The sequence below is a fragment of the Mesorhizobium xinjiangense genome (genome assembly GCF_009749525.1).
Taxonomy (GTDB): domain Bacteria; phylum Pseudomonadota; class Alphaproteobacteria; order Rhizobiales; family Rhizobiaceae; genus Mangrovimarina; species Mangrovimarina xinjiangensis.
The window spans coordinates 134,262-152,626 of record NZ_WOAC01000002.1 but is presented as its reverse complement, the minus strand read 5'-3'; the positions used below and the strand labels follow the sequence as shown (position 1 = coordinate 152,626).

The 18,365-nt window shown below is 60.7% G+C and carries 25 protein-coding genes, 1 tRNA gene and 1 pseudogene; 19 read left to right on the top strand and 8 right to left on the bottom strand.

What is annotated here, in order from left to right; genetic code table 11:
- Window positions 1-16: 16 nt before the first annotated feature.
- Window positions 17-93 (top strand) — tRNA-Pro (locus GM909_RS03020).
- A 354-nt stretch (window positions 94-447) separates the two neighbouring features.
- Here GM909_RS03020 and GM909_RS03015 read toward each other — a convergent pair.
- Window positions 448-858, bottom strand: a complete 411-nt coding sequence (locus tag GM909_RS03015; protein ID WP_157014727.1) for a hypothetical protein — start codon at window positions 856-858, stop codon at window positions 448-450.
- Window positions 859-1,110: 252 nt separating this feature from the next.
- On the opposite strand from GM909_RS03015, the gene GM909_RS26240 reads away from it, so the two are divergent.
- Both GM909_RS26240 and GM909_RS03010 read left to right on the top strand, forming a co-directional pair.
- On the top strand, window positions 1,111-1,242 hold the full coding sequence (locus GM909_RS26240; protein ID WP_268890729.1) for a hypothetical protein: 132 nt from the start codon (window positions 1,111-1,113) through the stop codon (window positions 1,240-1,242).
- 65 nt (window positions 1,243-1,307) lie between these two features.
- Window positions 1,308-1,700, top strand: coding sequence for a hypothetical protein (locus GM909_RS03010; RefSeq protein ID WP_157014726.1), 393 nt, complete (start codon window positions 1,308-1,310; stop codon window positions 1,698-1,700).
- Here GM909_RS03010 and GM909_RS26235 read toward each other — a convergent pair.
- Window positions 1,688-1,810, bottom strand: a complete 123-nt coding sequence (locus GM909_RS26235) for a hypothetical protein (RefSeq protein ID WP_268890728.1) — start codon at window positions 1,808-1,810, stop codon at window positions 1,688-1,690. The genes GM909_RS03010 and GM909_RS26235 overlap by 13 nt on opposite strands.
- A 754-nt stretch (window positions 1,811-2,564) precedes the next feature.
- Here GM909_RS26235 and GM909_RS03005 point away from each other — a divergent pair.
- From GM909_RS03005 to GM909_RS02985, 5 genes are all read left to right on the top strand, one after another.
- Window positions 2,565-2,828, top strand: a complete 264-nt coding sequence (locus tag GM909_RS03005; RefSeq protein ID WP_157014725.1) for a hypothetical protein — start codon at window positions 2,565-2,567, stop codon at window positions 2,826-2,828.
- A complete protein-coding gene (locus GM909_RS03000; protein ID WP_157014724.1) occupies window positions 2,825-3,181 on the top strand; it encodes a hypothetical protein in 357 nt (118 codons plus the stop codon). The genes GM909_RS03005 and GM909_RS03000 overlap by 4 nt, the downstream gene beginning before the upstream one ends.
- Before the next feature lie 107 nt (window positions 3,182-3,288).
- The gene (locus tag GM909_RS02995) at window positions 3,289-3,492 is read left to right on the top strand and encodes a hypothetical protein (RefSeq protein ID WP_328600440.1); all 204 of its coding nucleotides are present in this window, start codon (window positions 3,289-3,291) and stop codon (window positions 3,490-3,492) included.
- 33 nt (window positions 3,493-3,525) lie between these two features.
- Window positions 3,526-3,846: a hypothetical protein gene (locus GM909_RS02990; RefSeq protein WP_157014723.1), complete on the top strand. Its 321-nt coding sequence runs from the start codon at window positions 3,526-3,528 to the stop codon at window positions 3,844-3,846.
- A 2-nt stretch (window positions 3,847-3,848) separates the two neighbouring features.
- Window positions 3,849-4,112, top strand: a complete 264-nt coding sequence (locus GM909_RS02985; protein WP_157014722.1) for a DUF1488 family protein — start codon at window positions 3,849-3,851, stop codon at window positions 4,110-4,112.
- On the opposite strand, the gene GM909_RS26460 is transcribed toward GM909_RS02985, so the two are convergent.
- From GM909_RS26460 to GM909_RS02970, 3 genes are all read right to left on the bottom strand, one after another.
- Window positions 4,006-4,851 (bottom strand): phage portal protein, encoded by an 846-nt coding sequence (locus GM909_RS26460; protein ID WP_407941244.1) that lies wholly within the window; start codon window positions 4,849-4,851, stop codon window positions 4,006-4,008. The two genes, GM909_RS02985 and GM909_RS26460, sit on opposite strands and share 107 nt — an antisense overlap.
- A gap of 76 nt (window positions 4,852-4,927) precedes the next feature.
- Window positions 4,928-5,347: a hypothetical protein gene (locus GM909_RS02975; protein ID WP_157014720.1), complete on the bottom strand. Its 420-nt coding sequence runs from the start codon at window positions 5,345-5,347 to the stop codon at window positions 4,928-4,930.
- Between the two features lie 294 nt (window positions 5,348-5,641).
- Window positions 5,642-6,631: a hypothetical protein gene (locus GM909_RS02970; RefSeq protein WP_157014719.1), complete on the bottom strand. Its 990-nt coding sequence runs from the start codon at window positions 6,629-6,631 to the stop codon at window positions 5,642-5,644.
- A gap of 56 nt (window positions 6,632-6,687) precedes the next feature.
- Here GM909_RS02970 and GM909_RS02965 point away from each other — a divergent pair.
- Both GM909_RS02965 and GM909_RS26230 read left to right on the top strand, forming a co-directional pair.
- Window positions 6,688-6,973, top strand: a pseudogene (locus tag GM909_RS02965) (hypothetical protein).
- Between the two features lie 337 nt (window positions 6,974-7,310).
- A complete protein-coding gene (locus GM909_RS26230) occupies window positions 7,311-7,436 on the top strand; it encodes a hypothetical protein (protein ID WP_268890727.1) in 126 nt (41 codons plus the stop codon).
- Window positions 7,437-7,457: 21 nt separating this feature from the next.
- On the opposite strand, the gene GM909_RS02960 is transcribed toward GM909_RS26230, so the two are convergent.
- The gene (locus tag GM909_RS02960) at window positions 7,458-7,928 is read right to left on the bottom strand and encodes a RidA family protein (RefSeq protein WP_157014718.1); all 471 of its coding nucleotides are present in this window, start codon (window positions 7,926-7,928) and stop codon (window positions 7,458-7,460) included.
- Window positions 7,929-8,379: 451 nt separating this feature from the next.
- Window positions 8,380-9,345 carry a LysR family transcriptional regulator gene (locus GM909_RS02955; RefSeq protein ID WP_157014717.1) on the bottom strand — a complete coding sequence of 322 codons (966 nt, stop codon included), beginning with the start codon at window positions 9,343-9,345 and terminating at the stop codon, window positions 8,380-8,382.
- Between the two features lie 142 nt (window positions 9,346-9,487).
- Here GM909_RS02955 and GM909_RS02950 point away from each other — a divergent pair, with 142 nt between their 5' ends.
- From GM909_RS02950 to GM909_RS02910, 9 genes are all read left to right on the top strand, one after another.
- Complete coding sequence (locus GM909_RS02950; protein WP_157014716.1) at window positions 9,488-10,168, top strand: Rieske (2Fe-2S) protein; 681 nt, start codon at window positions 9,488-9,490, stop codon at window positions 10,166-10,168.
- Between the two features lie 22 nt (window positions 10,169-10,190).
- On the top strand, window positions 10,191-11,066 hold the full coding sequence (locus GM909_RS02945; RefSeq protein WP_157014715.1) for an aromatic ring-hydroxylating oxygenase subunit alpha: 876 nt from the start codon (window positions 10,191-10,193) through the stop codon (window positions 11,064-11,066).
- Window positions 11,067-11,072: 6 nt separating this feature from the next.
- Window positions 11,073-11,702, top strand: a complete 630-nt coding sequence (locus tag GM909_RS02940; RefSeq protein ID WP_157014714.1) for a glutathione S-transferase family protein — start codon at window positions 11,073-11,075, stop codon at window positions 11,700-11,702.
- Entirely contained in the window at window positions 11,702-12,676 is a 975-nt protein-coding gene (locus GM909_RS02935) for a PDR/VanB family oxidoreductase (protein ID WP_157014713.1), read from the top strand. Before GM909_RS02940 ends, GM909_RS02935 begins: the two co-directional genes overlap by 1 nt.
- Before the next feature lie 71 nt (window positions 12,677-12,747).
- Entirely contained in the window at window positions 12,748-14,328 is a 1,581-nt protein-coding gene (locus GM909_RS02930) for an ABC transporter ATP-binding protein (protein WP_157014712.1), read from the top strand.
- Window positions 14,325-15,419, top strand: coding sequence for an ABC transporter permease (locus GM909_RS02925; RefSeq protein WP_157014711.1), 1,095 nt, complete (start codon window positions 14,325-14,327; stop codon window positions 15,417-15,419). Before GM909_RS02930 ends, GM909_RS02925 begins: the two co-directional genes overlap by 4 nt.
- The gene (locus GM909_RS02920) at window positions 15,419-16,339 is read left to right on the top strand and encodes an ABC transporter permease (RefSeq protein ID WP_157014710.1); all 921 of its coding nucleotides are present in this window, start codon (window positions 15,419-15,421) and stop codon (window positions 16,337-16,339) included. The genes GM909_RS02925 and GM909_RS02920 overlap by 1 nt, the downstream gene beginning before the upstream one ends.
- Window positions 16,340-16,451: 112 nt before the next feature.
- The gene (locus GM909_RS02915) at window positions 16,452-17,450 is read left to right on the top strand and encodes a BMP family ABC transporter substrate-binding protein (protein WP_198174106.1); all 999 of its coding nucleotides are present in this window, start codon (window positions 16,452-16,454) and stop codon (window positions 17,448-17,450) included.
- Between the two features lie 55 nt (window positions 17,451-17,505).
- Complete coding sequence (locus GM909_RS02910; RefSeq protein ID WP_198174105.1) at window positions 17,506-17,817, top strand: acylphosphatase; 312 nt, start codon at window positions 17,506-17,508, stop codon at window positions 17,815-17,817.
- Window positions 17,818-18,040: 223 nt separating this feature from the next.
- On the opposite strand, the gene GM909_RS02905 is transcribed toward GM909_RS02910, so the two are convergent.
- On the bottom strand, window positions 18,041-18,352 hold the full coding sequence (locus GM909_RS02905; protein ID WP_157014707.1) for a hypothetical protein: 312 nt from the start codon (window positions 18,350-18,352) through the stop codon (window positions 18,041-18,043).
- Window positions 18,353-18,365: the final 13 nt, after the last annotated feature.

Here is an 18,365-nt window from a genome sequence, read left to right as displayed (position 1 = left end):
TAGACAGCACCCGGTTCGGAGCGTAGCGCAGCCCGGTAGCGCACTTGACTGGGGGTCAAGGGGTCGTGGGTTCGAATCCCGCCGCTCCGACCAATAAATTCAAATGCTTAGCTACTTACCGGGAACTGGCTACAAAATTTATAGCCACATTGTAGCCAGGGGGGGCGGCTTAGCGCGTTCGCGCGGCGTACCTCTGTTTCCGCATATTTCCAGGGCGCTTGAAAAAGCCGTCGCCCGGTATTGCCTTCGATTGGGCGAACGACGGCTTGTGGCGATGCCGAGAACAACGGCGCGTGCGTGAAGCATGGGAACCTTGGCAAAGTTGAAGCGGCCCGGAGCGGGCTCAGAACGCAGGTGGTGCTTTTCATCCGCTCTCTGAGCCTCTCGCCTCGATGCATGGGGCATCTGTGCTGAAACCATGCATCCTATGCCGATATTCGGTCGTGTCTAGCCTTCGGAGGGCTGAGCCGGGGCCTCCACTTGCCGCATCGGCAATTCATCCATCGCCGCGATCTGATCGGCGCAGCGGTCGGCAGCACTGGGGATCGTATCGTCGATGCCGGCAAATGTTACCCATCCGCCGTCTTCGATGAGGTTATCGCGTTCCCAGGTCGATGCTTCCTTCAGCGCGGCAAAATGCTTTGCTGCCTCATCAGACACGACGAAGCGTTCGACGCAGAAGGTCGCCGCGAGATCCGCCTTGGCATCGCGCGCGGCCTGCTCCGCCATCAGCTTTGCCGACCCCCCTGTCGTCCATCCGCCGGCGGTGAAGCCGAGCAGGACGGTGGCAACGACCGCGCCTACAACTGACCAAAGCCAGACTGCCTTGGTGGGGCGACACTGTTCCCAGCTTTGCATGAGAACGTTTCGTTCACGCATGTTCCTCTCCTCCGCACGCAATGTTTCGTTCCGTTACGTTTTGAGGGTAACACATGACATTAGGATGTTAACCGGGTGGGGAAGCCCTTGGGTCGATTACGAAAGGTCCGCCCTAATGGGCAGTCTTCCGTTGGTGTGCTCACGCTTGCCGGTTGCTGCTTCTGGTGCTCCCATGCAATTCTCACTATCAGGCGGAGGGCTGGCACGCCGTCCAATCAACGGAGGGGAAATATGACCCAGCGCAATTGGATTATTCTGGCCGCCGTTATTGTAGTCCTGTTGATCGGCTATGCTGTCTGGCCGAGTGGCGAAGAGCCGGCCACGACCGGCGATGCGACGACCACTGAAGAATCGACGGATTAGCGGACAGGAATGGCTCGACGCGCCTTCACCGGTGGTGGGAGGTGATTATCAGCAAGGAACTTGCGATGAAATCGAGCATCATGTGGCTCATCGCGTTGATTGCCTACGGAAGCTTGCCGGCGATTGTGCATGGGAGCGACCTTGCCGAACGCGAAGTGAATATTCAGGAAGTCATAACCGCGCTTGAGACCAACGATATCAACGCGAACGAACTCCGTGCGATTGATTCCTATGTTCGTCTTGATGTCGTGGACCTGAACGCCTTCAAGTCAAGTGACTGGTATCGGGCGATCGAGGATGCTCTGGCCAAGACTGATGACGGTTGGGCGATGATGCAAACTGCGATCATAAGCAATGATTTGATCCAACAGGAACTCAGACGCCGCTCGGTCGAAATTGGACGCGTCGTCACCGCGACAATGAATGACGAAGGGGTGCTTACGATTTATATCCGCTGACGCCCGCCCGCTGTCGGCTTCTCGGCAGTGGGCCATAGAAGGAAATATCCGGCAATTACGATGATCACCGCCGCCTCCACGGCGGCGATGATCCTGTCTTGAATGCTCATGGGTTGGCCCTCCTTTACCACTCGGCCATTCGCTCGTCGCGTCAGGAGGGCCATGTGCAGAACGAGACTTTTAGGTTTTAGGTCATAAACACGTAAAGAATCGTGGCGGTCACGCCGCCGACCATGAGGATCACGAGCCAGAGCGACGGTTCTGTCCTTATTCGATCAATGTATCTCATCAGATGCTGCCTTTCGGGTAGGGCACACGCACCTCAGATCGAAAATGACGACGCGGTCGTGGAGTCGACGGAATTGCATGAGAATTCTTTCTGGGGCCGGCGCGTAGGGCGACCACGTCTTCAATGTAGCACATTTCTCACTCCACTAATAGAAAATTCACAATTATTATTCGGCAATCTAAAATATCAATTTAATAATTCTCTCATTTTCATTTCATTCCATCCAAATGAATTATTTTCTCTTCTCAAAGAAAGTCCTTCTCACACTTAAGTGGAGAAACAATTTGGTTCCATGATCGAAATTAAATTGGGACGACGCCTTGTTTAGAACAATATTTAAGTGCATTTGTGAGACACGTTTATTTGGCCGAATCGGCTTCGCGGTGTCAGAGACTTCGACCCGCCATTCACCACCGAATTCTCGACAACGAATGCATGGCGTCAATCCGGCGCGCATGCCGCCCGTTCCAACCCTGGAGCGTACCCCGCCGCTACCCGTGGCCTAGAAGTCGTTCCGGTTCGGATAGGCACAATGCAGGAGGCGCATCGGCGTGCTCTTGCGGAGACATCCGACCATGACAACACGCACCACGCAGACCGTTGCCCGGTTCTCTTCGCCCTTCCTACTGCCCGGCTTCGACACGCCGCATCCAGCCGGAGACTATCGCGTCGACCAGGACGAGGAACTGATCGATGTACCCTTCCGCGTTGCCTGGCGACGTGTCGGCGCCTTTATCCACCTGCCGGCCATCGGCACGAATGCTCCGACACGTCAGATGGTGCCGATCGACCCGGCCGTTTTAGAAGCCGCACTTGAAAAGGATCACAAGCAGTCATGACTACTGCAACCATCGGGCAAAGAAATGCCAGTCAGTTCCGCCGCGAGGCTTCAACGCATGTTTTCGCCGTCGGGCAGTCTGTCAGGCTCAAGAGTGGCTTCGGACGGACGGCGGCCGACATCTACCACATCACCGGCACGCTTCCTCTGCGAGGGAACTCACCGCAGTACCGCATCCGCAATGACGGGGAACGTCACGAGCGGGTGACGACGCAGGACGATCTCGAACCGGTCGTCATTTCGCAATCCGGTCCATCACTCATCGAAAGGACGTTCGGCCATGGCCAAGGGACAGAAACGAAGCAATCGCGAGATCAGAAAACCGAAGCAGGAAAAGGCTCCGCCAAAACCTGAAAGCACCTTTGGCAACCAGATCAAGCCCGCCGCGTACGCCAATGCCCCACGTGGCAAGCGCAAACCCTGAGGAGCATCGTGCCACTGCAATATGCAGAAGGACTGCTATGAAGATCGCGATCGAATTCCACCGCACCCGTGACGCTGACGACGCACATGCCATTGTCGGTCGCGAGTCTGTGGAAGCTGCTGATCTCGACAGCGCGATCGGGATTGCCCGGCAGCTTTCGCAGACCTCGAAATGCCACAGCGGCCGGAGTGGTGACAATCACCGACGAGAAGGGCGCAACGCTCTATTCCGGCATTCTTGAAGCTGAAGCAATGGACGAAGGAAGGCTGCAATCATGAACCTCTGCAACGATACCGAGCAAATGCGCAACGTTCTCGAGATCGGAGTCTGGGAGAATGAGGGCGGCGCATCCGGCCGCAATGCCCTGGACAAACAATATGGCCGCCGCATCGAAGCGGATCGGTCCTGGACCGTCTACCATGTCTTCACCGGCGTTCCAGGGCATGTAGACGGTCAGACCATGACTGGCCTGAGCCAGTCGTACGCAACCGATCGCATGTTGTCCCTCAACCGCCGCAACCAGGGGCGTCGCAAGGGTCGGGGCGGCCTCATGCCGCGCACCCCGATCGAACGATATCCAATAGAGGATTGCTAGCCATGACGCTGCAGTTTCCCAACCGGAGCCGCAGGTTTGACGAGGTTCGAAATGCCGTCCGCTTCATCGGCCATGACGGCATGTTCGAGGTGCCGTTCTTCGTCGAGGCAGCCGCACTAACACTGCCGGGCAGCATGGAATTGTCCGAAGCGGATTTCCTTACGGCTTTCGACGCAGCACGCGGGTCGATCCACGATGTCGCACGTGAAGCCTATTCTTATGGACGCCGCACCTCCTACACCTTGACAGAAGCCGATTTCCGTTAGGCGGTTTCGGGAAACGACATTCTCCCCGACTTTCCGGTATCAACCTGCCGCGATTACAGACCGGCGCGGTGCAGCGTTTCGCGTTCCGCGGCGCCAATGACGCGGCGCACCGTGCCGTAAGCTGCGCATCTGACCAAGAATCGAGATCAGCGAGCCGCAAAAGTACGGGCGCAAACCAGCTTATTCCGCGTACCTGGCCGGGCCAGTCACGGCGGAAAGTGTGGATCACGTCTTCGGCCGGCACACGGCGGCGCTGACGCTGGAACCCCGCGTCCAATCCGGGTGGATGGTCGAAAATGTGGTACGCAACGCGCTGCCCGTGTCTGTCGAATTCGACGCCGCTGATGACGCGCGCGCCATTGTCGAGTGCGACGGTGTGCGAGGCATCCAACTGTTCGGGATCGAGTACCCTGATGCGCAACCCGGCCGGCGTCGAGATCATCAGCGCCAAGCCTTCGCCGGTCGTGACCATTGATTTGAACAGGTCGGCTTGGACGCCGTAAAAGTCCGTTCTGCCCTCATCGTCAGCCTGATCGGTCCATTCGGTGAACCTTGCGGTAAGGGCATCACGCGTGCCGGCATCGGCATGCAGGCTGCTGGGTTTGATACCCACGCCGACCGCCTGGCTGACCCACGCCTGGACGCCAGCGGCGGCAAGCGGGTTATTGCCGACCAAATATCGCGCACGTGCCGCAAGCGTTCCACGGGCCGCGTGTGCGGCGGTGACGGGTGCGCGCATGGACGGCGTACCGCGCCAGCGTCTGCCTCCTTGTGCGGCGTCGTAACTGCGAAGGCCAAGGAACTTGCGGAGACGTTTAAGCATGGCTGCCCTCCCTGACATTGGCCATCATCTTCACGGTGGCATCGAACAGCACGTGCGCGCTGACGAACACGGCGGCCACGCCGGTTTCATCCCCCTTGATGATGAACGGCTCGGTCGGCGGCTCCGGCGCTTCCGCGAACTTGACGATCGCATTGAGCACTTCGTGGCCAACCGGGTAGCGCAGGCGCTGCAGCGCGGCCGCAATATGGAAGGCGTAAAGTTCGCGGGCGCTGAAGTGCCATTCGCCGCGGAACTTGGCGCCGAACTCGTGGCCGGCCGCGCGGATCAATCGATGCCACGTGTACAGCGTATCAAAGGCCGTACCGGTGGCGTGCGATAGCTCCGCGAAGTTGATGTCCCTTTCGGTCCACCATTTGGGTATTGCCGCAGGGTGCGGCAGGTCTTGCGGCATAGTCTGCTCCATTTTGATGTGGGTTGCTTTGCGGGCTCAAAATGATGAGCCCAAAGAAAAGGCAGCCCCGAAGGGCTGCCAAAATTCAACGCCCGCGCAGCGGGACGAGAGGCGCGCGCGGGCGGAACCGCGCGGCAACGGCGATGAAAACGGCCGCGATTGGGGAATTGGTGCCGCTGCGGAAGGCAGCGCAGCGGCTGCGCTCGGAACAAGGAGGAGGAGACCGAGCGCGAAAACTGGTTGGGGATCGTTGCCCTTACATATTATACGCGCCCGCTCGGCGCGATTTGGCACCTACGCCGCGATTTTTTTCATCGCGTTATCGTTTGCGGTCACCATCTTCTTGGCTTCTGCAAGAAGCGCCCGTTTGCCGGCCCGATCCGCATAGCCGCCACGATAGCCCAGCAGCCTGCCGATGCTCGTCAAATTTCCCCGCGCCGCGACCTCCTCTATGACCGGCGACAAGGGTTTTGCCTCCGGCTCGTGCCATGCCGGCGCCGGAACGGAAGCCGTCTGTTTCGCGCCGACAATGCCGGCTATGAACCGTGCGCCCTTGGCGATCGCCGGTGGGCATTTCGTTACCGCCGGCGTGTTGTCGTTGGCATATGCTTCGGCAAGCACGGCGCGTGCCTCCTCGACGCCAGGCAACGGGTCGTACATCGCCGGCAATGCCGGCGCGCCGGACATGGGGCGCTGGTAGCCTTCCGTGCGCAAGGGCGACGCAGCGGCTGCAGGCCGATCCAGGTACGCCTGCACGGCCGCCTTGGTGCGATGTGGGCGTTTGCCGCCACGCGGCTTGTTGGCGGCGTATGCGGGCCGCCGAACGTTACCATCAGCGTCCGTGTAGGAAAGCATCATCCCGCCCTCGACGCCGCGTCGGACTTTCGGGCGTAGATAGAACGTCATGCCGGCCAGGAGGCCCGTGTCGCCGGCGAAGGTGGGCTCGGTCGCCATGCCGTCGACACGATGAACGATGCCGTCCGCAAAGCGCGTGACGCGCACGCGCAGTAGGTCGGCCAGCATGTCGTTGATGGAAGGGCCGATCTCGTGCAGCCGCTCGGGCGCGATTTCATCCGGCCCATCGTTCCGCGGCTCGGCCAAGGTTTGAGGGCAAAACGTCAGGTGCAAAAGAAGAAGAGTCGGGAGTAAGGCCAAGAAAATGACGAGTGAACCGCCGCAGCACAATCTCACGGCCATACTCGCCGATATTGCGGTCAGGCTCCTGTTCGTCGGTGCTGGCTGGTTCCTTCTGTAGGCGACCGATGGACTTTTGCTCAGCGCCATGATGATATTTCAGCCTGGGCGTAAATAGGGGCTAAGCGCTGAATGGAGAGGGACGTATGGAAGGACTTATTGCACAGCTCGTTGGCGGCGTGATCGGCGGTGCTGGCGGAGGAAAAGCCGTCAAGGATTCCGATCTTGGAAACATGGGTAACATGATCGCCGGCGCGGTTGGTGGTGTCGGTGGTGGCACACTTCTCAGCTCAGTCATGGGCCTCGCCGGTGGCGCTGGCGGAATGGACATTGGAGCCATGGTCGGCCAATTGGTCGGAGGCGGCGTTGCAGGGGGCGGTTGTCCAGATCGTGGTGGGACTCATAGTCAACAAGGTCATCCGCAAGGGCTGATTTGACGTAACGTCACCGAATCGGTCACGGTCAGGTTGCGGCGGACTTGAGGGGGTAAGTCCCGCCGGGCCGGCGCTTCATTTCTCCTCCCAGGGCGTCGGCCCGTTTATTTCTGGAAGCCGCTCAGTGGCTCACAGAAGCCCGCTGACAGGATTGCCTGAGTGGGCCTCTCTCCCGCTGATCCCGGCCCTTGCTGATAGGGCACATTGAAGGTCGTAGAATCGTTGGCCTTCTGATAGTTGCCCCATGTACAAGACCCTGTCGCGCTTCGTCGCCCGATAGACTTTTGCTCATTCCCGTGGTGATATTTCAGCCCGAGCGCAAATAGGGCTGAGCAATGAGCAAGACTGTATTCTTCCTGTTGGCAGTTGTTGCGGCCGGAGTCGGGGTCGGCATTGCCGAAATCCAGATACGGTATGGCGACCAGATAGCTGATTACGCAATGACACTGGCAAGTCGCTGACGACGGCCCATCAGTAGGTATTCAATTGTCCTTTGCCGCCACCGCGCGTAACTCCACGAGGCCGCCTGGAACGATCAACTCGCTCACCCCGACGGCCGTCCAGGCTGGATAGGGTTCGCCTATGTAGCGATCTTTTATCTTCACGAAGGTATCCATGTAGCGTCGAATTTCGACGTGATAGGTCACAAGCTCGACGACATGGCCAAGTCCTGCTCCTGCCTCGGCCAAGATTGCCGCGAGCACCTCGAAAGCGGTGCTAAACTGCTGTTCGGGGTCATCAACGGCCTTGAGATCGCTCAAGGAGGCTCGACTATCCTGCAGTGTTGACCGGACTCCGTCGAACGCGCTGGCATCGTCTCCTGCCTGCCCGTCCGCGCTCGTGCCAATGATGCCCGAACAGTAGATCATCCCGTTTGAGATCACGGCTGGGGCGAAATGCCAGTTCGCGTAGACGGCTTCGAGCTCGGTTGGGATGATGGTCTGCCTTGACATCGCGCTCTCCTGTCCGCCGAGAAATGCGGGAAGTAGCAGAGAACCTGTTCCGCGTCGATCTTACGGCAGGAAGGCCCGCTTTCTTTCTCCTTCCCGGTCTCCCACTGGCACCTGTCACGAATTCAACGTTGAAATCCTGGACCAATACGATGCTGGATCTTGTATTTGACGTAACGTCATCGAATATTTCACGGTTAGGTTGCGGTGGCCTGAGGGGAAACCGTCGGGCCGGCGCCCTTTAATCCTCCCAGGGCGTCGGCCCGCTTATTTCTGGAAACTGCTCAATGACTCACAGAAGCCCGCTCTGAGCCCAAGGCAGTCGCTTTGCTCATGCCCATGCAAATATGCAAATTGAGCAGAAAGCTTACATCGCGCGTTGCACGGACAGGAGGGCGCAGCATCTGATGTTGCGGAAAAGTCGCTGTTTGCAGACAGGGCTTCCCTGCAAGCGTCATACGCGTTCCAAACGATTGTCGCTGTTGGTCAGCGCGTCGTTTCTGCAAGCGTAGTAGTCGTAGTCGAATATTTCCTGAAAATTTTGAGAGACGGAGTCAATCAATGTCCGCAAATTCGGGTTTGCCATGCGATGGCTGGCAAACAGCGCATACATCGGTACCTCTGGCGAGCGCCATTCCGGCAGGACGGGTGTCAACAGGCTGTTCGCGACTTCGAGACTGGCAAAAAATGTCGGCATGAACGCGATGCCGTGATCGTGAATGGCGGCGAGTTTGAGCACCCAATAATCGTTGGTGAGAAATTTCGTGCTGGGGTGAAGACTGAATTCCCGCTCCCCGTCCTTCAATTCCCACAAAGTGGTGCTTTCGCCGTTGTGGAACCCGATCAGCTCATGCGTCCTCAGTTCTGACGGCGACTGCGGCACGCCGTTTCTGGCCAGATAGCTGGGGCTTGCATAAAGGCCGAAGGAAAATCGGCCGAGCAGCCTTGCCGTCAATTCTGCCACTTGGGGCATCGGCGGTTCGCCGAGATAGAGAATGCAGTCGAGACTGTCGCGCGAACGCAACAAGGCGTCGCCACGCAGCACCATGACCTCCAGCCGCAATTGCGGATGATGCCGCGCGAAGTGAAGGACAAGCGGGCCGACGAGGTTCGACGAAAATTCCCCAGACGATGCCACCCGCAGCGTGCCGAAGGTGATGTTGCGACTGCGCCGGGCGGCGTCGATTCCGCGCTCGCACGCGCGGCGGATGTTCTTGGCGTGATCGAGAAAGCTCAGGCCGGCATCGTTGAGCACGAGCTTGTTGGCCGAGCGCGTGAACAACTCCGTGCCCAACTCCTCCTCGAGCCTCCGGAGCTGGTGGCTGATGGTCGCCTTCGGCTTGTAGGCGGCGCGGGCAGCCGCCGACAGGGAGCCCGTCGAGGCGATTTGAAGGAAAACAAGAACGTCGTCGATCTGCATCAGGATAAGAAGTGTTCAATGTTTTCGTACATCCGTTTCAAAATATCCATCTGTGCGCGGCGGTCAATCATTCATAGGCTCGGTCAAACACCAAGAATCGTGTCGGCAAGCGACAGGCGCGACAAGTGAAGGGAACAAAGCGTTGGGAGAATTCCGCGATCGGTGGACTGCCGTCGGCCTTGAGCATCAGGTCGAGCCCGGCTCATCCAACCCGGCAATTGTCGACGGCCATCCGCTCGCCATCTGGCGTGGTGAGAACGGGCAACCGAATATCTGGCACGACCGATGCCCGCACCGTGGCATGCGCTTGAGTTTCGGCTTCGTACGCGGCGACACCTTGCGCTGCATCTATCACGGCTGGGGTTATGAAAGCGGCGGCCAGTGCGTCTCGATCCCGGCGCACCCGGAATTGACCCCGCCCAAGACGATTTGCGCCAAGGTCTACCCGGCGACGACGCGCTACGGCATCTTGTGGACGAATCTTGCCGACGAGCCCTCCTCTCCTCTACCCGATCTCGGCCCGGAAGAGGGATGGCACCCCCTGCGCAGCCTCTATGTCAACTGCCCGGCCGAAACCACCGCTGACCGGTTGCGAGGCGCCGACTGCGGCGTTCCCGACGCCAAAGCAGGCAATGGCGGCGACGGAATCGCGACGATCGAGACCGGCAGCGGCCTGACCTTGCTGATCGCCATCCAAGCCGTAGGGGCGGACAAGGCCGGGCTGCATGTGGTTGCCAGAGGCGAGGATGCCCGGGCATCCGGGCAGCGCCTGGAACTGGCACGAAAGATGCAACGCCTGCGCTGCGCCCTGGAAGCGCAATAGCGACCTGAAGAAGGAGGCTGATATGGCGGTAACGACGGACCAGGTCGTGCTCAACGAATGGGTCGCCTGCGGCTGGCACGGCCAGGTGCCGATGGGCCAAAGCTACGACACGGTGATCTTCGGACAGGAAATCTGTGTCTCGCGCAAGGGCGCGGAGGAATACGAGGTGGCCGTCATTGAGGAAAACGGCGCCACCGGGCGCACACTTCCTGTGCAGGTGCGCTACACCTGCATCTTCACCACGCTCGGCAACCCGACACGGCCGCTACCGGTCATCGCTGAATTCGACGAGGATGATCGCCGCATCATCGGTTGCGGCAGCGTCGGCGTGCGCACCAGCCCCTACCGCATCATTGAGAATTTTCTCGACATGGCGCATTTCTCCTTCGTGCACACCAATGTGTTGGGCGCGCCGGATCAGACGGAGGTGCTGGCCTACAAGACCGAGCACCGCAAGGATGTCGACGAGATCTGGGCGCTCGATTGCAAGTTCTATCAGCCGGCCGCGTCCACGGCTTCGGCCGGCGGACAGATGACGGACTATGTGTACCGCGTCATGTCGCCCTTCAGTGTCATGCTTTACAAGAACGTGTTCGGTGATCCGGCACGCAACGACGCCATCTGCCTCTTCGTGCAGCCGATGGCCGAGACCGAATGCCTGGCCTACATGCCGATGGCGCTGGTCGACGAGATCAGCACGCCGGAGGGCATCATCGATTTTCAGCAGGGCATCTTCCTGCAGGATCGGATCATTCTGGAGAACCAGCGCCCCACCCTTTTGCCACTTGACCCGACGATCGAACTGCCGACCAGGGCCGATGCCAGCTCCATTGCGTTCCGGCGATGGCTGAAGGCGATGAATCTGCAATTCGGCATCTACGAGAAACAGGCGGCCTGAGGGACCATGGCAATCAAGCTTCATGACTATGGGCTTTCGGGAAGCTGCTATAAGGTGCGCCTGCTGCTCGATTTCCTCGAACTCGATTACGAGGTCGAGAAGATCGACTTCTACCCCGGCCGCCAGCACAAGAGCCTCGACTTCCTCGAAATCAATCCGCTCGGCCAGATTCCCGTCCTCGACGATGATGGCACAAGGCTGCGAGACGCTCAGGCGATCCTGTGCCACATCGCCAACAAATACGATGCAAGCGGCCGGTGGCTACCGCACGATCCTGCGCGCTTCGGCCAGGTGATGATGTGGCTGATGTTCGCCGGCGGCGAGCTGATGGCAGCATCCGCAGCGCGGCTTCACGACGTGATGGGTTACAGGCTCGATATCGAGGCTGCGCGCCGGAACGCCCATGCGGCCTTCCGAATCCTCGACGACCATCTGACGGAGCGGGAGATAGAGGGCGGCCAGTGGATCGTTGGTGAAGAACCTACCGTCGCTGACATTGCCTGCTTTCCCTATACGGCGCTTGCCGGCGACGGCGGCATCGGCCACGAGGACTATCCGGCCCTGCGCAACTGGATGCGCGCCTTTCGCCGGCTGCCTCGCTTCCAGCCCATGTCCGGAATTGCGGAGTTTACCTGATGGCCGGGGAGGCGGGCGAACTGGAGGTCATCGTGAAGCGGGTCCGAGCCGAAACCTCGGAGATCCGCAGCTTCGTGCTTGCACCGGTGAATGGCGGTGCACTGCCGCCCTTCGAGGCGGGCGCCCATATCGACGTCTATCCCATGCCTGGCCTGCAGCGGCAATATTCCCTGGTCAACGACCCGGCCGACTGCTCCTGCTACGTTCTCGGCGTGAAACGCGAGGAAAACGGACGTGGCGGCTCCAATGCCATGCATAGCCGGCTTACGGAAGGTGCCACGGTGCGCATAGGTCGGCCCAAGCACAATTTCGCGCTGAGGCAGAACAGGGGCCGCAGCCTGCTGCTGGCCGGCGGCATCGGGGTTACGCCGCTCCTCAGCATGGCGCAGGCGCTGGCCGCGCGCGATGCGGATTTCCAGCTTCACTATTTCGCCCGCTCCAACCAGGAGCTTGCCTTCCAGGATCTGATCACCAAAAGCGCGTGGGGGGAGCGCGTCTTCTACCATTTCGGCCTCGTGCCGCCGCTCCTGAACGACGCGCTCGATGAAATCCTGAGCAGTCCGGCCGAAGACGACGCGATCTATCTGTGTGGGCCGAATCCGTTCATGGACGTGGTGCGCGGTTCTGCCGAGGAAGCCGGCTGGCCAGCGGGATCGATCGTACTTGAGCATTTCTCGGCCGAGCCGCCGAAACTTGAGCCTGGCAAGGGCGAGTTCGTCGTGCGGCTTGCTAAGCGCGGGATCGAGCTTCTCGTCCCCTCCGACAAGCCGATCATAGAAGTGCTGCGCGAAGCCGGAGTGGAGATCAAGACGAGTTGCGAACAGGGCGTGTGCGGCACATGTCTCACCCAAGTGATCGAGGGCGAGCCCGAACACAACGACCTCTATCTGACAGACGAGGAACATGAGAGCGGACGGCTTATGACGCCATGCGTGTCACGGGCAAAATCGAAATTTCTGGTGCTGGATTTGTGACAATATGCACGTTCCCACCGGCGATAAGAACACAGACCTGCCGGCCGTGAAGGGAATGGGAGACTGAGAGAATGAAGGCGGATGTGGCCACGCGTGAACGGATCAAGGCTCCCGAACTCCGTGAGCCGCTGCTCGAACTGGCCGGCGTGACGAAATCGTTCCCCACGGTCGTCGCCAATGCCGACGTCTCGCTCACCGTCCATCCGGGCGAAATCCACGCCATCCTCGGCGAGAACGGCGCCGGCAAAAGCACGCTGATGAAGATGATCTACGGGGTGCTGACGCCGGATGCCGGCAAGATCCGCTGGCGCGGCGAGGACGTCTCGATCCGCAATCCCGCCCATGCGCGCAGCCTCGGGATCGGTATGGTGTTCCAGCATTTCTCGCTGCTGGAAACGCTCACGGTCGGCGAAAACATCTCGCTCGCCACGCGTGACACTGCGGCCAGGCTTGCTCCGCGCATCGTCGAGATTGGCGAGCGCTTCGGCCTGCCGGTCGACCCGCGCTCGCTCGTCCACTCCCTTTCGGTCGGCCAGCGCCAGCGGGCCGAGATCATCCGCTGCCTATTGCAGGAGCCGGCTCTGATCATCATGGACGAGCCCACCTCGGTCTTGCCGCCGAACGGTATCCCGCCACTCTTCGCGACGTTGCGAAAGCTTGCGGCGGAAGGCTGCGCCATCCTCTTCATCAGCCACAAGCTGGAGGAGATCCGCGCTCTCTGCCACACGGCCACCGTGATGCGGGCTGGGCGGGTGGTCGCCAAGGTCGATCCCTCAAACGAATCCAACGAGACGCTGGCCCGTCTCATGATCGGCCATGATCTGCCGCGCTCGCATCGCACCGCGCCGCATCCGGGAGACCGGCCAGCGATGGAACTTCGCAATCTGAACCATCAGCCGGAAGATCCATTCGGCACCAGACTGAAAGAGATCGACCTCCCGCTCTATCCAGGCGAGATCGTCGGCATTGCCGGCGTTTCGGGCAACGGACAGAGGGAGCTTGCAGCAATTCTTTCCGGCGAAACGGTGCTGCCTGCCCTTGAGCGCGCAGCCCTCGTCATAGACGGCAATCCGTGCGGCGATGTGGATGCCGGCGCACGCCGCAAGCTCGGCTTGGCCTTCGTACCCGAGGAGCGCAATGGGCGTGGCGCTGTTCCTGAAATGAGCCTGACGAAGAATGTTCTTCTGACGGCACACCGGCTTGGCATGGTGCGGCGCGGCATGATCGCCTTCGATTCGGCGCGCGCATTCGCGGAAAAATGCATCAAGGAGATGGACGTGCGCTGCGGCGGATCGGATGCCGAGGCGCAAAGCCTTTCCGGCGGCAATCTGCAGAAGTTCATCATTGGGCGCGAAATCCGGCTCAAGCCGAAAATCATGATCGCCTCGCAGCCGACCTGGGGCGTCGATGTCGGTGCCGCGGCTTCCATCCGCCAGCAGCTCATCGACTTGCGCGATCAGGGCACCGCCATTCTGGTGATCAGCGACGAGCTCGAGGAACTGCTGGAAATGGCCGACCGCGTCCATGTGCTCTTTCGCGGCCGGCTGTCGCCGCCAATCGCGCGGAGCGAGGCCAGCACCGGGCTGGTCGGCAGCTACATGACGGGCGATTTCCTGAGCGCAGAATCTTCCCGGAAGGCCGTGCTGGCATGACCCGCCTCCCCTGGATCGTCGACACCAGAGTCCATCGTACCCGCTACACGGCGCTGCTCGCGCCCTGCACCGCCATTGCCGTCACCATTGTCGGCGCGCTTATCCTCATGAGCATCATGGGCGTACCGCCGCTGCGTGCGCTCTACTATCTCTACGCCGCGCCGCTGTCGGGCCGCTACAACATCGGCGAAGTGCTATTGAAGATGTCACCGCTGCTCCTTATCGCCCAGGGCCTGGCGATCGGCTTTCGCGCCAAGGTCTGGAATATCGGTGCGGAGGGGCAGCTCATTCTCGGCGCCATCGGCGGCAGCCTGTTACCGATCTATTTCAACGACAGCCAATCGGCGCTGATGCTGCCGGCCATGGTGCTCGTCGGGGCGAGTTTCGGCATGGCCTGGGCCGCGATGGCGGCCTTCCTGCGCGCCCGCTTCAACGCCAACGAGATACTGGTCACACTGATGCTGAACAGCATTGCGCTGCAGCTTCTCTACTACCTTGTCTCCGGCCCGCTGCGCGATCCCTTCGGATTCAATTTCCCGCAGTCCGCCCTCTTTCCAGACGCCGCAATGCTGCCGATCCTTGTCGGCGGCACCCGCGTCAACGTCTCGTTTTTCATCGCGCTGATCGCCACGGCGCTGGCATGGTTGCTCGTGCGCCGGAGCATGATCGGCTACAAGCTCGAAGTGGGTGGAACGGCGCCGAATGCGGCGCGTTATGCGGGCTTCAGCGAGAAGCAGGCGGTGTGGCTGAGCCTCCTGATCGGTGGGGCCGCAGCCGGCCTCGCCGGCGTTTTCGAGGTCGCGGGACCGCTTGGCCAGCTCCAGCGCGTGATTTCGCCGGGATACGGCTTTGCCGCCATTATCGTGGCGTTTCTCGGCGGGCTCAACCCGGTTGGAATTCTGTTCGCCGCCTTCTTCATGGCCGTTATCCTGGTCGGCGGTGATATTGCACAGACCGCCGCCGGCGTGCCCTATGCACTCAACACCGTGCTGCAGGGAATCCTTCTCGTCACTTATATCGCCGCACGGCTCTTCGTCGACTATCGCGTACGCCTGAGACCCCCCGCCCCGGCAAGCGAGGCACAGATCTGATGCAGACGATCACCTTCGTCCTCGCCGGTACCATGCTCGCAGCCACGCCGCTGCTAATCGCCGCTCTGGGCGAGCTCATCGCCGAAAAGTCAGGTATCCTCAATCTCAGCGTCGAGGGCATGATGGCACTTGGCGCGGCCATCGGCTTCATCGTCGTTATGGAAACAGGGAGCTACTGGCTGGCCTTCCTTGCCGGCGGGCTTGTCTCGACCCTTCTTGCCGCCCTTTTCGGCGCCGTTGTGTTGCTCGCGCTCGGCAACCAGGTGGCGACTGGGCTTGCCGTCGGCATTCTCGGCGTGGGGCTCGCCGCACTGATCGGCAAGCCCTACGAGAGCAAGACCGTGCCGCCGATGCCCAGGATGCCGATCCCGTTCCTTTCGGATATCCCGGTCATCGGTCCGGGCCTCTTCAATCACGTGGTGCTGGTCTATCTCGCCCCGCTCGCCGCCCTGGGCCTGTGGTGGCTGTTCAGATATTCGAAGCTTGGCTTGATCATCCGCGCCGTCGGGGAATCGCCGGAGGCCTCCCATGCAATCGGACACAACGTCATGCTCGTCCGTCTCCTGGCGGTGCTGGCCGGCGGATTCCTTGCCGGGGTGGCCGGCGCCTTCATCTCGGTGGCCTCGACCACGCTGTGGTCGGACGGCATGATCGCCGGACGTGGCTGGATTGTCGTGGCACTGGTCGTCTTCGGCACCTGGCGCGTCGGTCGCGTGATGATTGGCGCCTATCTCTTCGGCATCGCCTCCATCGCCGAGCTTCTGGTGCAGAGCACCGGCATCGGCGTGCCCTCGCAACTGCTAACCAGCATCCCTTACGTCGCCACCATCGTCGCCATCGCCCTTTTGTCGATGGATGGCCGCCGTATCCGGCTCAATGCTCCCGTTTCCTTGGGCCGTGTTTACAGAGAGGCGCAATAAAGCGTCCTTGAGACCATCAGAGGAGAACGAAATGAGATTAAGAAAGAGAATAGTTGCCTGGCTCGCAGGCGCCGCAGCCGCGTTTGTCGCTACGGCCACTCAGGCGGAACCGGTGAAAATTAGCTTTCTCTACCCCTCTCCGGTGGCCGATGTCGGCTGGGCGAAGCAACTCGACCTCGGCCGCGAGGCGATCGAGGAAAAGTTCGGCGATGCGGTGGAGTCGATCGTCGTGGAGAATATTCCCGAAGGTCCCGACGCCGCACGCATCATGAACCAGATGGTCACAGATGGCGCCAAATTCGTGATGCTGGGCTCCTTCGGCTACATGAATGATGGCTTGCGCCTGGCGCGCCAGCATCCGGACATCGCGTTCATCCACGCCAGCGGCTTCAAACAAACCGACAATTTCGGCACCTTCACTGCCCGTAACTATGAAGGTTTCTATCTCGGCGGACTCGCCGCCGGCATGGTGACCGAATCGGACACGATCGGCATCGTCGCCGCCTTTGCCATTCCGGAAGTCGTGGCGGCGGTGAACGCCATCACGCTCGCAGTTCACAAGGTGGATCCCGATGCCAAGATCAAGATCGTGTGGCTGAACTCCTGGTTCGACCCACCAAAGGCGCAGGAAGCCGCCCGCGCCCTGATCTCGCAAGGGGCCGACGTGCTCTTCTCGCTACATCAGGATACGCCCTCGGTCGTCAACGTGGCCGAGGCCGAAGGCGTCTATGTGGTCAATACCTCGTCCGACATGAGCGCCTATGGACCCAACAGCGTTCTGGCATCGGTGATAAACGACTGGAACGACTATTTCATCGAGAGCTTCCAGGCCGCGCTCGACGGCGATTTCAAGGGCGCCGACTTCCGCGGCGGTCTGGCCTCCGGTGCCGTGAAGGTAGCGGCCTGGAACGACGATCTGACGGAGGAACAGCTTGGCACGATCAAGCAGGCCGAAGCTGATCTTGCCAGCGGAAAGACGCATGTCTTCGCCGGCCCACTCAAGGATCAGGACGGCAATGTCAGGGCCGAGGCCGGCACCACCCTGCCCGATCAGGAGATCTTCGGCATGAACTGGCTGGTCGAGGGCGTGAGCGGCTCGTTGCCGAATTAGGTGCGCGTTTTGGCGCTGCTGGTGCCCGCGGCCGCGCCGAAGGGAGGCATTCGAAGTGGACTATCTGACCGGCGATCTGGGCAAAGGCGGAGCGCACAAATGCGCAATCGAGTTGCGGTTCGAAGGCAAGCTGGGCGAGGCCTTTGTTGCCTTCGCCGTGGCGAGAGCGCAGCGGCTTTGTCTGAGCGGCTGGGTCGAGGTGCGGGGGGCCGACGCCGTTACGGTGGTTGCAGAAGGTCCTGAAGCGCTGGTCGATGCATTTGAAATATCCTGCAGCCTTGGTCCCATAGAAGCACATGTAGAAAGATGGGTGCGTGCCGACCGCAACATCGGCCTCAATTTGAACACCTTCAAACGCCGTGGTTGATGTCGGGGCGCCCCCTCGCCCCGCGACCTGGTGCTACGTCGCCACAGCGTCCTCCGAACCGGGCCAGACCTCGGGCACCGGCTCATTCCATTGAGCCGAGGTGAACTCCATCCGATCGCCGACAAGGTAGTGTTTGATCGCCATCAGGTCGGTCCATTTCCTGCGTCTGACGCGAGGGCAAAACGTGCTGCAAGTGCATTCTGTCCACGCCTACCAGTTGGCGCTACGCAGCGGCAGGAGCATCGACTGGCTCACGAGCCGCGTTGCGTGCCTTTCGCTCCTCGTCGGCACGCTCGCCGCCATTGTACTGGCAAGAGCCAGTCTCGCTGTCGATCTCATCGCTGTGGCCGGCGGCATCATGGCTACCGCGCTGGCTGTTTTCGTCATGCATGGGTCGCCCCACCGGCACCTGGCGCGGACGGGTGTCAAGTTGCGGCTTGTCTTTGGCTGCCCAGTTGTGGTTTGAGTATTTTTCCGACAATCCGCGAAGGGAATCGTTGTACGCTGACGCGGTGAAGCTGGGCTGATTGGCCATTTCACAATCGAGG

Excerpts from the sequence above, each read along its gene's own strand:
- GM909_RS02945 (WP_157014715.1), top strand. The coding sequence starts at position 10,191 with ATGGCGGTAACGACGGACCAGGTCGTGCTCAACGAATGGGTCGCCTGC.
- GM909_RS26230 (WP_268890727.1), top strand. The coding sequence starts at position 7,311 with ATGAGCAAGACTGTATTCTTCCTGTTGGCAGTTGTTGCGGCCGGAGTC.
- GM909_RS02985 (WP_157014722.1), top strand. The coding sequence starts at position 3,849 with ATGACGCTGCAGTTTCCCAACCGGAGCCGCAGGTTTGACGAGGTTCGA.
- GM909_RS03005 (WP_157014725.1), top strand. The coding sequence starts at position 2,565 with ATGACAACACGCACCACGCAGACCGTTGCCCGGTTCTCTTCGCCCTTC.
- GM909_RS02930 (WP_157014712.1), top strand. The coding sequence starts at position 12,748 with ATGAAGGCGGATGTGGCCACGCGTGAACGGATCAAGGCTCCCGAACTC.
- GM909_RS26460 (WP_407941244.1), bottom strand. The coding sequence starts at position 4,851 with ATGCGCGCACCCGTCACCGCCGCACACGCGGCCCGTGGAACGCTTGCG.
- GM909_RS26240 (WP_268890729.1), top strand. The coding sequence starts at position 1,111 with ATGACCCAGCGCAATTGGATTATTCTGGCCGCCGTTATTGTAGTCCTG.
- GM909_RS02920 (WP_157014710.1), top strand. The coding sequence starts at position 15,419 with ATGCAGACGATCACCTTCGTCCTCGCCGGTACCATGCTCGCAGCCACG.
- GM909_RS02970 (WP_157014719.1), bottom strand. The coding sequence starts at position 6,631 with ATGGCGCTGAGCAAAAGTCCATCGGTCGCCTACAGAAGGAACCAGCCA.
- GM909_RS02935 (WP_157014713.1), top strand. The coding sequence starts at position 11,702 with ATGGCCGGGGAGGCGGGCGAACTGGAGGTCATCGTGAAGCGGGTCCGA.
- GM909_RS02940 (WP_157014714.1), top strand. The coding sequence starts at position 11,073 with ATGGCAATCAAGCTTCATGACTATGGGCTTTCGGGAAGCTGCTATAAG.
- GM909_RS02925 (WP_157014711.1), top strand. The coding sequence starts at position 14,325 with ATGACCCGCCTCCCCTGGATCGTCGACACCAGAGTCCATCGTACCCGC.
- GM909_RS02990 (WP_157014723.1), top strand. The coding sequence starts at position 3,526 with ATGAACCTCTGCAACGATACCGAGCAAATGCGCAACGTTCTCGAGATC.
- GM909_RS03010 (WP_157014726.1), top strand. The coding sequence starts at position 1,308 with ATGAAATCGAGCATCATGTGGCTCATCGCGTTGATTGCCTACGGAAGC.
- GM909_RS03000 (WP_157014724.1), top strand. The coding sequence starts at position 2,825 with ATGACTACTGCAACCATCGGGCAAAGAAATGCCAGTCAGTTCCGCCGC.
- GM909_RS02960 (WP_157014718.1), bottom strand. The coding sequence starts at position 7,928 with ATGTCAAGGCAGACCATCATCCCAACCGAGCTCGAAGCCGTCTACGCG.
- GM909_RS02975 (WP_157014720.1), bottom strand. The coding sequence starts at position 5,347 with ATGCCGCAAGACCTGCCGCACCCTGCGGCAATACCCAAATGGTGGACC.
- GM909_RS02995 (WP_328600440.1), top strand. The coding sequence starts at position 3,289 with ATGAAGATCGCGATCGAATTCCACCGCACCCGTGACGCTGACGACGCA.
- GM909_RS02905 (WP_157014707.1), bottom strand. The coding sequence starts at position 18,352 with ATGGCCAATCAGCCCAGCTTCACCGCGTCAGCGTACAACGATTCCCTT.
- GM909_RS26235 (WP_268890728.1), bottom strand. The coding sequence starts at position 1,810 with ATGAGCATTCAAGACAGGATCATCGCCGCCGTGGAGGCGGCGGTGATC.
- GM909_RS02955 (WP_157014717.1), bottom strand. The coding sequence starts at position 9,345 with ATGCAGATCGACGACGTTCTTGTTTTCCTTCAAATCGCCTCGACGGGC.
- GM909_RS03015 (WP_157014727.1), bottom strand. The coding sequence starts at position 858 with ATGCAAAGCTGGGAACAGTGTCGCCCCACCAAGGCAGTCTGGCTTTGG.